The organism is Nitrosomonas communis (assembly GCF_001007935.1).
In the GTDB taxonomy this organism is placed as follows: domain Bacteria; phylum Pseudomonadota; class Gammaproteobacteria; order Burkholderiales; family Nitrosomonadaceae; genus Nitrosomonas; species Nitrosomonas communis.
Window position 1 is genome coordinate 2,470,521 of sequence record NZ_CP011451.1, and the last position, 13,364, is coordinate 2,483,884.

A 13,364-nucleotide genomic window follows, 5' to 3' on the forward strand; every position below is an offset into this window, starting at 1 on the left:
TGCCCCTCAATAGGAATGTTGTTGCCTCTGCAAGCGCCACAATGACCTCGCTTATGCTGAGCATCATCACAGTTATGACATCGGAAGACGTCTTTGGAAAACCTTCTCAATACAGGCCAAAAATATTCCCCGCAGTCTTCACAACAGGCGGTATCTGGCCAACCGCGTTTGGTCTTATTCCGGCTCATGAGGAAAAGGCCAGATTGCCGCCCAGTTCCACCCGCTCGGAAATCCGATGTTGCCGTCCGGCTTCCTTCTGGCTCTCGACGATGCGGCGCTTGCGCGCTCGTTCCAAGGCGATCAAAGTGTCCAGATCGGTGACTAAACGGTGGGAATTACCCCTGACGTCATGGATGACAGTTCGCATATATTTCCTCAGCATGCTGGCATCGTTTTGTCTGATCGCCTTCATGACCTCATTCAAATACTCGGCCAGCTGCGATGCTGTGGTTTGATCGACGGTCAATCTTTCTAGTTTGCCTGGTTTGACATAGACCTCCATGCTGGACAAGGTATCGGCTGCTTTATACCGCTTGGCATTGGGGTCAAAATCGATAAAGCCGAAGCCGGACATCCAGCGCTTGAGTGTGGCAAGACCGATGCCCTCCATCCTCGCAGCGTGGGTCATAGACTCACCTTGCCTCATGCGCTCGGCAACGCGGTAGCTTTTCGTTAAGGTCGCTAGTTTGGGTGTGGGTGGCGCCGACGCTCGTACGAGCTGTGCAGAAACTTCCTTTTGCCGTGGGTGGCCATAGGCTTGCGACCGGGACAGCCCCTTGGCTTTGCCGGCTCGAAGTCGTTTCTGATATACCTGGGAAAGCTGGGCTAATGGTTTACGAGGGCGACCGCGTCGTTTAGCCATGGCTGGTTACCTATTTTTGCAATCGTGATAACAGTGATCCACTCGATCTACCTTTTCCCTGGCATCCAATGAATTTGTCGTCAACAACTCCTCGAGCAGTGACTGGCGTGGTTGCTTCAATATTTTGCCGATCAGTGCACGCACCAAGGTACTTACCGGAATGCCAGAGCTAACCGACATGTCACTAAGTTGACTCATCCACTCGTGCGGCACGTTCAAGCCAATGCGGTAGTGTTTGCCAAGCTTGTGGCCCTTGATCATAAGGCTTTACCTCCTGGATTGTTCAGTGTCGCGGGACTAATAGGGAGGTGATGGCGGGAGCGCCTCAATGCAGCACCAAGAGCATGGCGTAAGATTGCAGAACTCGAAAGCCGAGACAGGCGCGAGAGTTCGTTCAAGCATGACACCCATTCCTCTGAAACGAGCAAGTTTACCAAGTGGTAACGGCGGGGCACTCGATGGAGAAAATTATTTCTATGCACGATTGTAAATCCTTTTGATAATGTACTTATCATAATAATGTTGAACTCTAAGTTACTCTCTGTATATATTAAAATCTATGTTATTCACTCTTTCTATTACAGTCAAGTGTTATAAATCAATAACTTACATTCATGTATAAAACACTAGCTTGACGACACTTATGCACGATTGTAATATATTGTTATGAACGAGTTGACTACCGAAGAGTTACTGGAAACACTTCATGGAGCAGGAATGCGCGTTTCTCACGATCAGTTGAAATACTGGCGACGCAACGGACTGTTACCCAAGCCGCGTCGGCGAGGAAGAGGACGAGGGTTGGGAGTCGAGCAATTATGGGATGAGGCATGTGTCGAGAATGTGCGGCTCATACTCGAAAGCAGCGGTGGCAAGCGAATCAATTTGATAACTGCTGGACATCATCTCTTCACCTACAATCAGCCGTTAGGAGAGCCCTTGTTAAGTAGAATTCTGCTGGAAATTCCGAGCGAGATGCGCGAACAAGCACAGCAGCGTACTAAAAACACTGTGGCTGATTCCGAGCTTGTGGAGTTAGCGCGCTTTTTAACACCTCAAAAGGTCAAAGACGCCATTGCTCACACAGACGAGAACACTTTGATTGAACTTTATCAGCGAATCAATCAATTTGAAACACCGCTCGAGGGCGATATTGCGCTGATTTCGAACTGTCAGCAAGTGTTTGATGTTTTGGTCAAAACTGAATTTCCAGACTTAACTGGTAGGACTTCGCTATCGGATGACGCTTTATATCGTCGTCAACGATCCTTTCTGGCATGGGCTGTGTTAATTCGTCATTATGGCGATTCTTTGCGTAGAATAGCCTCTAGTGCTCTTCAGCGTATAGTATTAAACAGCATGTCCTATAATGCAGACCCACCGATCAATTGGCCAAAAGCTTAGGAGATATTCATCATGGCCAACAAACCTCTTCCTATCGAAAAAGTACGCAAGCTACTTCACCTCAAATTCAAGGAGAAGCTGTCGTATCGGGCCATTGGACAGGCTCTGGGTATTGGTTATATGTCGGCGTGCTATCTGGTGCGCAAATTTGTTGAATCGGGCCAGATTTGGCCGACTGAGCTAACCGATAACGAGCTTCGCCTTCTGCTTTATCAACAGAAAATACCTTATCAGCCTGTTCGAGTGTTGCCCAACTTTGAGGAAGTAAGGCAACGATTAGTAGACGGCAGTTCCATACGACGGGAGTGGCAAACCTATCTATCGGAGAATCCGGATGGATATCGATATAAGCGATTCCGCGAACTGTATCAGCTATGGTGTGAGAATCGGCTTGATGTTAACTCCCATGCACCGATCCCTACACCATGCGAAGGCGCCCTTAAACCGAAGCCGATAGTAAGCAAGCAAGAGGCGAGCCAGAGAGCCCTTAATGAGGAGGAATGCATAGGAGAGGCCTTAAAAAAAGCAGAAGGCTTTTGGCACAGTCAGGTTAACGACAACGCCTTGTTAACACTAGCGGGTCATGGTGCTCGTCTTACAGTGGAACGAGATGAATTGGTCATTTTTCCAGGCACTACGGCAAGCACGGTTAAGGAACCCGCTCGGCGGCTGGCTCGTGCAGTGCATGGCCTCAAGGCTATTGTGATTGTCGGTTATGCAGGCTATCTCACGCTCGATGCCATCGAATGGCTGGCACAACAGAAAGTGGGGCTATATACACTGGATTTGGTAGGAGATCTTTGCCTTAATTTGATACCGGCCATTTCTCCCCATCGCCCGATTCAGCGCAGGGCACAGTACACAGCCAATCCCTTTACCATTGCGCGCAGTATTATGCGGGAAAAACTCGGCGAGGCCATACGGGTAAAGCCAGCATTAGCGCTGCCTTACCGGCGGATTTTAAATGATATATCCAGCATAGGAACCTTGGATATGCTCAGGCAGGCTGAAGGACGAGCGGCTAATCTGTATTGGAACCAGTGGAATTTTGAGCTGGACCATCACCGGGACTTTCCCGAGCACTGGCGCACCTTCTCCAACCGGAGCTCAACGCTCACGGGCTCAGGACGCAAGGCGGTTCATCCGGTCAATGCCATGTTGAATTATGGCTATACCGTATTAGCAGGACGCATCGAGCGAGCCTTAGTCTTTGATGGCTATGATCCCGCTGCTGGAACCCTGCATGCAGCTATGGACGGGCGCGCGAGCCTGGCATGGGATTTAATCGAATTGTTACGCCCAACCGTGGATGAGCAGTTGATTGGCTGGATACAAACACAAAAATGGCGTAAGCGGGATTTTGAGGTAAATGATGACGGTGTGGTTTATCTTCGTCAGCAACTCGCTCGGGTTGTCATTCAGAAGAGCTGGATTCCGGATGCCAAGATTAAGCAGGTTATTCGGTGGTATGCTGGGCAGCTGGTAGGTCGGGAGGAAGGATTTAGAGTGGGATGATTCTTTTTGATTCTTTTCCTTATGCTATAATCATAATTAAGCAGAAGAATCAAGTAGCGTAGTGCGATTGATTTGGTCCTTGACAAAATTATGCTTGAAATTATCCGCGCTCGAGGCCAGTTGTATAGCTAGTTTTCGGCCACAGCGGATGCTCATATTTAGCTGCTGATTCCTCGAATGACTGCTTTTGGATCTGTGCTAGAGATGGCGCTATTGGCCGAAATTGAAGAATTCCTCACCAATGTAAAAAAGATGCGTTCAAAAGCATTGAGCTAACAAGTGTTGGTATAGCGATCGCACATGCACACTCTCGTAAAAAAGCTGGATTTGATGCCGATCTATCTATATAGATTTAACAAGAGCGTAAACTAGGACACTCGCAAGCTCGCGGCTATTTCGCGGGCGTTTGGCGCTGCGAAATGATATTGATAACCAAGCAACTAAAGATTGACATCCCTCACGAACTCGACGAGGATGAGATTGAGGGTTACTTCCACGATAATGTGGAGGACCTCTACTCCGCGCTTGACCTTGAGCTTCCTGATGATCGCGCACAAGTCGATGACGTACAGATAACGGAGTTTGAGCTGACAGATGACTCCGTGCATATCGAGTATAACGTTGAGTTCTCCGCGTATTACGGGTGCGATGACGCTAACTATGCAGACTCAGATCAACGCTCAGTATCCGGTCGTCGTGATGGCAGCACGCTTATCTTCGATATATTTGTTCCGCCACCACGACGCGACACGGTTGACGAGTTCTAGCGTGATTGCGCCTCACTCGTTCGGACACAAACTAGGCTATGCCTCGTTTGCGCCGCACAGCTTTGTCGTTATGTCTTTCATGCAAACCAGAGGAAGTTATCTTGCCTAAAACCTTGAACGTTGCTGACGTCATGCCGGGCGATGTGTTGCTTTGCCGTAGTGACTACAGTGGAGCGTCTGTTACAGAAGTCACCGGATCAAAGTATGTACATGCTGCGATTTGTGTCAGGCAAGGATATGCGGCGGAAGCAAGTGGTCATCGGGTCAAAGAAATAGAAATAGAGAAGCTCCTCAATGAATACGATCATATCGCTGTCCTGCGTCAGCCCGATTGCTGGTCGCCACGTCGAGTAAATAAGCTGCAGTCCTTCATAGACGCCGCCATTTCACGGAAAGCCGGCTTCAATTGCGACGGCATGCGGACTTTCGAGGAAAGAAAAAAGGCGCATGAAGAAAATTTAATGGACAAGCTGCGCGAGTTCTTCGAGCAAACTCCCGTTGACCCTGCAGTGGATTGCAAATCATACTTTTGTTCTGAGCTAGTGGCAGCAGCACACGTGGCCGTCGGAATAATCGAGCCAAGCGCCGCCGTAGTTTATGAGCCATCTACGCTCTCGCCTAGCGACCTCGCAGATGACTTCACCTTTGGCATCTTTTGCGGGTATCTGATTCCGTACTCTGGGTACATTATTCCCGAAGACGATGAGTATTCCGCAGCGCCGCGGTTGGATGAAATATTTGAAAACAAGACATAACAACAGATTCCAGTAAGGCCTGAGCGTTAGTCCAACGCTCAGCACAAATCATGCATAAAAATGACATTGAGTTCTACAAATTCTTTATTCATGAGGGTATCATTGCTGCCCATGAGAATAAGACTGTGGAAACGGTCAAGTCCAAGTTTGTCTTTACATAAATACACTACAAAATCATGAGCTACGCGCCTTCGGTACCGGATACCTGCTTCGCTGTCGCCGGTTATGAACGGCATAGAACTTCCACTAACGAGGGCATATGCAGAATGTACTGAAGCACGCAATATACATATTCTTAGCAATCTCCGCGGCTACCGCCTTTATAGTCTTGGGTGCTCTTATATATTTGTGGACGAATGATGCGCAAATTAAGGATCTGCCTTATTTGGGGGGACTTATAAGCGCTGTAATATTTGAGGTCATCGGCGTTGTAATACTATTTGTTAAAAAAGGACTGAAATACCTTCCAGAGGTAGAGATTAACAAGGAGGAAGGTGAGACTCTTGAGTTCATGAAAAGATTTATTAAATCTGGAAGCTCTGTAACGATTGTTAGCAATCGCCTTGCTTGGCTAAGAAAGTCTGCACCAATTAAGGATGCCATTATTCAAATGGCTAAGGATGGGACATCGTTAGAAATCATAACGCCATCCGAAGTGGCTGATGATATAAAGAAACCGCTTGTAGATGCTGGCGTTATTTTCTATGTCACCAAAGAAAAAGTACCGCCAGACGCAAGATTTACTCTTGTGGATGGCAGCCGAAGCGGGGCCGAGAAACTGGCGATTGCTAGAGGTAGCCATCCAGAACATGAAATCACAATATTTGACAATAATTCAGGACCACAGATTATTGCTATGGCAAAGGACATAATACGAAAATCTAAAGAGCTGTCCCGTGCCGCATAGATGGTGCACTTCGGCAGGCCTCAGACAAACTCAAATTGAGTCTGGCGCCGACATCACCTTTAACGAGGTTTTCAAGCCCTTATTTATCCAGCGAATATGCGCCCTTAAACCCAAGAGAGTTATCGAGGTAGGAGCAGGAACTGGGCACCTATCGAAGGCAATCTCAGGTCACGGATTTTCTCTCACCACAATTGAACCCTCCGAAGGAATGTTCAGGATTGCCCAAGAGGTCCTAAGCGGCGAGAATGTTATCCTTAAAAATTGCTCATCTTTCACACTGCCCCTATCTGAAACTTTTGATGTGGCATTTTCTCACATGGTGGCTCACGTTGTTGAAGATATGCCAGGCTTCTTCAACTCCATAGCTATCCATCTCTCACAAGAAGCACATTTTATTTTCTCAATTCCTCATCCATGCTTCTACAATTCCTATAAAAAGTTTTTTGGTGAAGAATACAACTACATGAAGCGCATGATGAAGGTAGTTTCGTTTAGCATCACTAGGGATCCTGATAATTTGATCTCTGGTGTTCCTTACCATCATAGGCCATTGTCTGACTACATTAATGCGCTTGTAGATGCTGGGTTCGCGCTTGACGGATTTGATGAAATATATCCACCAGAGAAAACGCAGAGAAAATATGGCGAACTGTGGGAAAGCCCAAGATATTGTGTCTTCGTTTGCAGAAAGCTCTAACACAATGTGATCAATGGGGCATCAACTAAGCTGCGCTCCGTTGCCGCCCATTTCCGCTAGAGTTATCTTTATTTCTAAAAACAAATATTCATCATCTCACCATCTGGTTTGAGTCGCAAGGCGACGATTCCACTCTAAGTGGGAAGCGGCGGTTAATATGATAGAAGCGCACCTGCTATGATTGGCTGTATTGCTGGTATCCTGCCCTTCACCGTAGTTTAGGGTTTGGCTGGTTTTTGCTTCCTACCGTCACGCCGATTTTATCAGAGCGATTCAACCTATCATTCTGTCATGTGAAGCTTCCCAATAGCTGATCCAGTTACAAGCAATTTTCATGCCATCAAAGTTATGACATTTTTTCCTGGCACACCTGCTCCTGGGTATATCTACCCCCGTAACTGGACAACCTGAAAGAAAGTTCAGCTCTGATATGTATAGTTAAACAGGTTCAGGCAACCCGATCAATTCTTGGATCACTATAGTAGATTTCATCAGGCGTAAGACGGTCAAGGCTTTGATGAAATCGTTCTTGATTGTACCATTCAAACCATGTGGATAAATTCTGCTTTATCTCCTTCAGATTATTGAATTCTCTGGTATATAAAAGCTCATACTTAACTGTCCGCCAAAGTCGTTCAACAAAAATGTTGTCATAGTAGCACCCCTTGCCATCCATGCTGATCTGAATATGATGATCTTTTAGTATGGAGGTAAATGCTTCGCTGGTAAACTGTACGCCCTGGTCGGTATTCATGATCTGTGGACAGCCATAATCCTGGATGGCTGCCTCCAGCGCCTGAGTACAAAAGTCAGTATCCAAGGTATTGGACAAGCGCCAGCTCAACACCTTACGCGAATGCCAGTCGATGATGGCAACCAGATAGCCAAAGCCTTTCTCCATGGGGACATAGGTTATGTCGGCAGCCCAAACCTGATTGGGTTTATTAATGACAAGTTCTCTAAGCAGATAAGGATAGACCTTATGCTGTTTGCTTGAGATGCTGGTCCTGGGTTTTGGAGCTATGCTGACAATACCGAGTGTCTTCATTAAGGAAGAGGCTTTCTTGCGCCCTAACATGATTCCCTGGCGCTGAAACCAGGTAGCATAACTGCGTGAGCCATATTGTGGCGTCTTTAAGTACTGTTCATCCATCATGCGCAGCAGAACCAGATCAGCATTACTGATTGGTTGCGGTTGATAATAATAAATTGAGCGCGCCAGATCCAGCAGCTGACATTGACGAGTTTGACTAAGTTTGCCATGGGGCTCAATCATCTCTTTGCGTTCTACAAGACTTAATGATTGAGCTTTCTTGCTAAAAAATCGCGTTCTACCGCCAATTGACCAATAACCCGGTGCAGGTCATCTGTTGTAGGCTGCTCCTTATTGGCGGCAGTATTATTTTTACAAAACAGCTCGGCAGCTTGCTCAATGAGTTGCCGTTTCCAGCTATTGATCTGCGTGGGATGTACATTATAACGCGCTGCTAATTGGGGGACAGTTTCATCACCACGTATCGCTGCCAGCGCTAGTTTTGCTTTGAATTCGCTCGAATATTGTATGCGCTTTTTACTCATTGTTATTAAGCGCCTTTTTAATTCTGCCAGAGCTTAACAACCTGTACAGTTTTTGGGTACCACTTCACTTGATGCACTGCGGCAGACTATTCTCGAATGGCAATAAGTGCTTTTTTGCTTCCTTGATAATAACTCATCCTGTATTCAAGCTTTAATTTTAGGCTTATGTGTGCTTGCGCACAGATAAAACCAGATTCGAAGAGTACGATAAAATCGTTCTTCGTGTTATCAAAGCGGAGAGAAAGAACCCAAGCGCATCATGGGGGATTTTTGAACTTACCGAATAGGAGGGTATTATGCCTTCAAATAAAGGAAAGGATGAGGACAATAAGGGTACCAGCCAGCGTGGTTTTGCTTCCATGGACGAAGAAAAGCAACGTGAAATTGCGAGCAAGGGCGGTCATGCAGCTCACGAGAAGGGTACTGCGCATGAGTTTACTTCGGAGGAAGCACGCGAAGCGGGTAGGAAAGGAGGTCATGCGGCTCATGAAAAGGGTACAGCTCATGAGTTTACTTCTGAAGAGGCGCGCGAAGCAGGCAGGAAAGGAGGCCATGCAGCTCATGAAAAAGGTACAGCCCATGAATTTAGCTCGGAAGAAGCGCGTGAAGCAGGCCGCAAAGGTGGACATTCACGTGGTAAAGGCGACTCCGAGGATGAAGATAAATCATCTTCCTCTACTCGTGGCGGCACATCTGAGCAGCATGCGGAAGCAGGCAGGCAAAGCCATAAAAATCGCTAATCAGTAATGATAACAACGAGCAGATTCGTTTGCTCGTTGTCTTTGTGCCAGCGTATTGGTTATTTACTTGATCGGTATTTGCCCAATTAATGATTTTTTTCTAGATTAAATCGGTTGGTTTGCTGTTGCATAATGAGGCAAAGAGTCTGGATTTATTTGGCTTGTCGTTGCGCTTCTTTTTCATCACCAAGATGAGGAATATGTTCATGGTCTTTAAGATGGGTAGCTCCGACCAAAAATCTTTTCGTTCGTTGACGTATTCACAGTCTATATCGCACCTAAGGTTAATTTCTAGTTGCTCTTGTGTGCCTTCACCGTCTTACACACCGTCTTACATTGAAATTCTGAAGTAGCGCGTCCAGGAAAATACCCGCATCAACTTTTTCCCGTTGGGGTACATGCACTTCGTGCTTTCACACAGCAAGTTGTACGTGCGCCATTCTGTCAGATTTTCTATCATGAATGGCGTATGTCGCTTGCTCGCATCCTTGTTTCATTTTAAAGAGACCAACTCGCACCCGAAATTGTTGCCATAGAGCAACCTAGGAAAAGGCCGTTTTCCATCACAGGATTGCAGGCAATTTGGTCGCTTGACAGTAAATGTGCACCGTAATGATGCAGTACCACCGTAATGATGCAGTACTTGTTTTAATCATCTTTCCTTGCCCATATCTTTTTATGGGGTGGGGTATTTTGTCTTTTATCTATGTTCTTTCATAGTAAATCGAAACTGACTTTGTCGGTTTCACCTTGCCGTATGATTGATACTGTCTGCGGTTCGTCTTCGCGTCATTTTTGATTTGGAAATGGAATTACTCCGCGCATGAATTTCAATATGTCTTACATAAAAGTGGAAGAATGATATTATCTATTCCGTTCCCACGTTATACATTTTCAATATTGCCATTCTAAAGAAATATGCGTAGAATCTTCGCAACCCTACCTAGTTTAGGGTTTTCAAGAACAAAGAGTAATTTTCAAAAGGAGAAAGAAGATATGGAAGAAAATAGAAGAGTAGATGAGGCTGGTTTGTTTAAAGTAGTTGCAGGTGCAACCATTGGTCTCATAATTGTAGGGCTAATCGTATGGTTTACTGGAGCGGGCGGCAAATACTAATTAATCGCGTTTGGGAAAATACTCTATTTTTCCTAATCATCTCTTGGCGCATTTGTTGATTAGTATAAAGGTCAAGAAAGGTCTAATTGAACGCGTTATATTGGCTAGAAGTCGATGGTGGTATGACACGACTTCTAGCTACGTTAATCTGCTTACCTCTTCTAATTTCCACATAGATCAGTATCGATCATAATTTCTTATTAATAGTAATTTCTTAGCAGCCATTTGCGAGACACCTCTAATACTCATTAACCGCCTCAGAAGAGGCATCATAAAAAACAAGATGTGCATCTATCAACTTTATGACAAAGGTGCGACGGTAAACGATCTGCTTAGCTCTATCCATTATTTTTTACATAATAATCAATTTTGAGTCGCCGCTACCTTTAATTTGCGCGATCACCGACCTGCAAACAAGATTTTTTTGGCGTAAGTAAGGCAGTGACTCATCGATCTGCTGTGTGGCTGCCTAATTTCTCCTGAAGGCTGGATGACACGTGCGATCAATACCCTTGTCCGGGTCATCGCCAGACAATCTATTTCCAAATCCTGGAACGCAGCAGTGTGTGAAGGCTATGGCTGGCGCGCCTTGTTTGAGGCGATCAGTAATGCTTGCTGGTGAGCCATTCAATCTAGTCATCCACGATACGCTGGTTTCACGCTCATCGGTTCTACATCAATCCAAAAGGACGAGATACATTACATATCTTTGTATACTTTATTGGCGAAATTATTATGCACAAATTGGTATCTACACATATTTTAATCCACTTTGAGCGATAGATTGCTATCCCCACTAAATATTGATATTAACAATAAAAGGGTAAGGCGCATCGGGTTAACAGTAACTTATTGGAATTATTATCATAAAATAAAATTCTGTTTTGTTAGCAATTGAATATTGTTATAATAACCATAATGTCTGGTGGGCTTATTCAGCCCATTTTTTATTTGTGGCTAAGCTATGACCTTATATGAATTACTAGATCCGATTTTAGCGGGAATGGGTTATGAATTGATAGATGTGGAGCAATCAGCATCTGGTAGATTGTTAAGAATATTTGTAGATAAAGAGGATGGTGGTATTTCTATTGACGATTGTGTCGCTATTAGTAACCATCTTAATAAATTATTAGCAGTGGAAGGGATAGATTACAATCGACTTGAGATATCTTCTCCGGGTCTAGACAGACCTCTGACAAAGGAAAATGATTTTATCCGCTTTTCTGGGAAGTTAATAAAAATTAAATTGCGAATAGCGCTACAAGGTCAAAAAAACTTTACTGGAAATATACGAGAAGTCAATGATGGAATATTAGGGTTAGAAGTTGAAGGAAGATTGCTACATATTAAATTAGATAATTTAGAAAAAGCTCGGTTGGTTCCGGAACTATAACTATAGATGCATAAAAAATTGGCTGGAGGAATATGAGCCGCGAGATTTTGCTATTAGTAGATGCCTTGGCACATGAAAAAAATGTTGATAAAGCAATCGTTTTTACTGCCTTAGAAATGGCGCTTGCGTCCGCCACAAAGAAACATTTTCATGAAGATATGGATGTGCAAGTTGTCATTGAGCGGGAAACTGGAAATTATCGGTGTTTTCGTAACAAACTAGTGGTTGCTGATGATGCTGTAGAGAACCCTGCACGGCAAATTTCTTTAAGCGAAGCATTACAGTATGATGCTGATATTAAATTAGGGGACCACATCGAAGAACCTTTAAAGGCAATAGAATTTGATCGTATTGGTGCTCAAGCAGCTAAACAAGTCATCTTTCAGAGAATTCGTGACGCAGAACGAGAACAGAATCTGAATGATTTTCTTGAACGTAAAGAGTATTTGATTGCCGGCACTATTAAGCGCATGGAGCGTGGCAATGCTATTGTGGAATCAGGAAGAATTGAGGCTATTCTTCCTCGTGATCAAATGGTTCCCAAAGAGAATTTGAGGGTTGGAGACCGCGTTCGCGCATATTTGCTTAGAGTTGATCGCTTAACAAAAGGGCCTCAATTAGTTTTATCACGTACTTCTCCTGAATTCTTGATTAAATTATTTCAATTAGAAGTACCTGAAATTGAAGAAGGATTATTAGAAATTAAAATGGCAGCAAGAGATCCTGGCTCACGCGCTAAAATAGCCGTTAAATCAACTGATCCACGCATTGATCCAATTGGAACTTGCGTGGGTATGCGAGGTTCTAGAGTGCAGGCTGTGATAAGCGAGTTGGCGGGGGAGCGAATTGATATTATATTATGGTCGGAAAATCCGGCTACTTTTGTCGTTAATGCGCTTGCACCTGCCGAGATCAGCAGCATTATGGTCGATGAAGATAAACATAGTATGGATATTATTGTCGATGAAGAAAATCTCGCGCAAGCAATCGGCCGCGGGGGGCAAAATGTACGCCTCGCGTCAGAATTAACGGGTTGGAATCTCAATATCATGACAGTAGAGGAATCACAGAAAAAGAATGAAGAAGAAACCTCTAGGATATGTAAGCTGTTCATGGAAAAACTTGGTGTTGATGAAGAAGTAGCGGATATTCTGGTAGAGGAAGGCTTTTCTACACTAGAAGAAATTGCTTACATCCCGCTTAATGAAATGCTTGAAATAGAAGCGCTTGATGAAGAAACGATTAATAAACTACGCAATCAGGCACGTAATACTCTTTTAACTGATGCGATTGCTAGCGAAGGAAAATTTGAACACATATCTGGAGGACTACTTTCACTGGAAGGCATGGATATGCAACTAGTTCGTGAGTTAGCTGCCAAAGGTATTAACACTCAAGAGGAGCTTGCTGATCTTGCCGCAGATGATTTAGTCGAAATGACAGGGATCGATATTGAACGTGCTAATATGCTTATTATAAAAGCGCGAGAACCGTGGTTTAATTAGAATATATTTATATCGATCGTTTTGCTTTGAGCTTGAAATTTTAACTGTCAATACCAATAACATAAGATTAAAACCAAAATAAGATTTGCGTTTTTGAAATGAATTTAGAGTAAAAAGGTTGC

16 protein-coding genes are annotated in these 13,364 nt (G+C 44.6%); 11 read left to right on the forward strand and 5 right to left on the reverse strand.

Annotation, left to right across the window (positions count from 1 at the left end; all coding sequences use genetic code 11):
- Positions 1-184: 184 nt before the first annotated feature.
- Positions 185-628, reverse strand: coding sequence for a hypothetical protein (locus AAW31_RS11215; protein WP_144412936.1), 444 nt, complete (start codon positions 626-628; stop codon positions 185-187).
- A 240-nt stretch (positions 629-868) separates the two neighbouring features.
- The gene (locus AAW31_RS11220; RefSeq protein WP_046850286.1) at positions 869-1,123 is read right to left on the reverse strand and encodes a hypothetical protein; all 255 of its coding nucleotides are present in this window, start codon (positions 1,121-1,123) and stop codon (positions 869-871) included.
- Positions 1,124-1,190: 67 nt separating this feature from the next.
- Here AAW31_RS11220 and AAW31_RS21375 point away from each other — a divergent pair, with 67 nt between their 5' ends.
- The 5 genes from AAW31_RS21375 (at position 1,191) to AAW31_RS11240 (ending at position 5,303) form a co-directional block, all read left to right on the forward strand.
- Entirely contained in the window at positions 1,191-1,352 is a 162-nt protein-coding gene (locus AAW31_RS21375) for a hypothetical protein (RefSeq protein WP_158441497.1), read from the forward strand.
- A gap of 176 nt (positions 1,353-1,528) precedes the next feature.
- Positions 1,529-2,266, forward strand: a complete 738-nt coding sequence (locus tag AAW31_RS11225; RefSeq protein WP_046850287.1) for a hypothetical protein — start codon at positions 1,529-1,531, stop codon at positions 2,264-2,266.
- Positions 2,267-2,278: 12 nt separating this feature from the next.
- On the forward strand, positions 2,279-3,781 hold the full coding sequence (gene cas1 / locus AAW31_RS11230) for a CRISPR-associated endonuclease Cas1 (RefSeq protein WP_046850288.1): 1,503 nt from the start codon (positions 2,279-2,281) through the stop codon (positions 3,779-3,781).
- 594 nt (positions 3,782-4,375) lie between these two features.
- On the forward strand, positions 4,376-4,657 hold the full coding sequence (locus tag AAW31_RS20755) for a hypothetical protein (RefSeq protein ID WP_144412937.1): 282 nt from the start codon (positions 4,376-4,378) through the stop codon (positions 4,655-4,657).
- A complete protein-coding gene (locus tag AAW31_RS11240; protein WP_144412938.1) occupies positions 4,587-5,303 on the forward strand; it encodes a C40 family peptidase in 717 nt (238 codons plus the stop codon). The genes AAW31_RS20755 and AAW31_RS11240 overlap by 71 nt, the downstream gene beginning before the upstream one ends.
- A 38-nt stretch (positions 5,304-5,341) precedes the next feature.
- Here AAW31_RS11240 and AAW31_RS11245 read toward each other — a convergent pair whose 3' ends face one another.
- Entirely contained in the window at positions 5,342-5,539 is a 198-nt protein-coding gene (locus AAW31_RS11245) for a hypothetical protein (protein ID WP_046850291.1), read from the reverse strand.
- A gap of 110 nt (positions 5,540-5,649) precedes the next feature.
- Here AAW31_RS11245 and AAW31_RS11250 point away from each other — a divergent pair, with 110 nt between their 5' ends.
- On the forward strand, positions 5,650-6,210 hold the full coding sequence (locus AAW31_RS11250; protein ID WP_200899616.1) for a hypothetical protein: 561 nt from the start codon (positions 5,650-5,652) through the stop codon (positions 6,208-6,210).
- Positions 6,200-6,907 carry a class I SAM-dependent methyltransferase gene (locus AAW31_RS11255; RefSeq protein WP_046850293.1) on the forward strand — a complete coding sequence of 236 codons (708 nt, stop codon included), beginning with the start codon at positions 6,200-6,202 and terminating at the stop codon, positions 6,905-6,907. Before AAW31_RS11250 ends, AAW31_RS11255 begins: the two co-directional genes overlap by 11 nt.
- Positions 6,908-7,355: 448 nt before the next feature.
- On the opposite strand, the gene AAW31_RS11260 is transcribed toward AAW31_RS11255, so the two are convergent.
- Together AAW31_RS11260 and AAW31_RS11265 are read right to left on the reverse strand one after the other, a co-directional pair.
- Complete coding sequence (locus AAW31_RS11260) at positions 7,356-8,183, reverse strand: IS3 family transposase (protein WP_046850294.1); 828 nt, start codon at positions 8,181-8,183, stop codon at positions 7,356-7,358.
- Between the two features lie 20 nt (positions 8,184-8,203).
- Positions 8,204-8,485: an IS3 family transposase gene (locus AAW31_RS11265; protein ID WP_036503716.1), complete on the reverse strand. Its 282-nt coding sequence runs from the start codon at positions 8,483-8,485 to the stop codon at positions 8,204-8,206.
- Positions 8,486-8,781: 296 nt separating this feature from the next.
- Between AAW31_RS11265 and AAW31_RS11270 the strand changes: the two genes are divergently transcribed.
- From AAW31_RS11270 to nusA, 4 genes are all read left to right on the forward strand, one after another.
- Positions 8,782-9,225: a KGG domain-containing protein gene (locus AAW31_RS11270; RefSeq protein WP_046850295.1), complete on the forward strand. Its 444-nt coding sequence runs from the start codon at positions 8,782-8,784 to the stop codon at positions 9,223-9,225.
- A 1,606-nt stretch (positions 9,226-10,831) separates the two neighbouring features.
- Positions 10,832-10,963 (forward strand): hypothetical protein, encoded by a 132-nt coding sequence (locus AAW31_RS23170; protein ID WP_258920394.1) that lies wholly within the window; start codon positions 10,832-10,834, stop codon positions 10,961-10,963.
- A gap of 342 nt (positions 10,964-11,305) precedes the next feature.
- Entirely contained in the window at positions 11,306-11,737 is a 432-nt protein-coding gene (rimP, locus tag AAW31_RS11275) for a ribosome maturation factor RimP (RefSeq protein WP_046850296.1), read from the forward strand.
- Positions 11,738-11,769: 32 nt separating this feature from the next.
- The gene (gene nusA / locus AAW31_RS11280; RefSeq protein WP_046850297.1) at positions 11,770-13,242 is read left to right on the forward strand and encodes a transcription termination factor NusA; all 1,473 of its coding nucleotides are present in this window, start codon (positions 11,770-11,772) and stop codon (positions 13,240-13,242) included.
- Positions 13,243-13,364 lie beyond the last annotated feature (122 nt).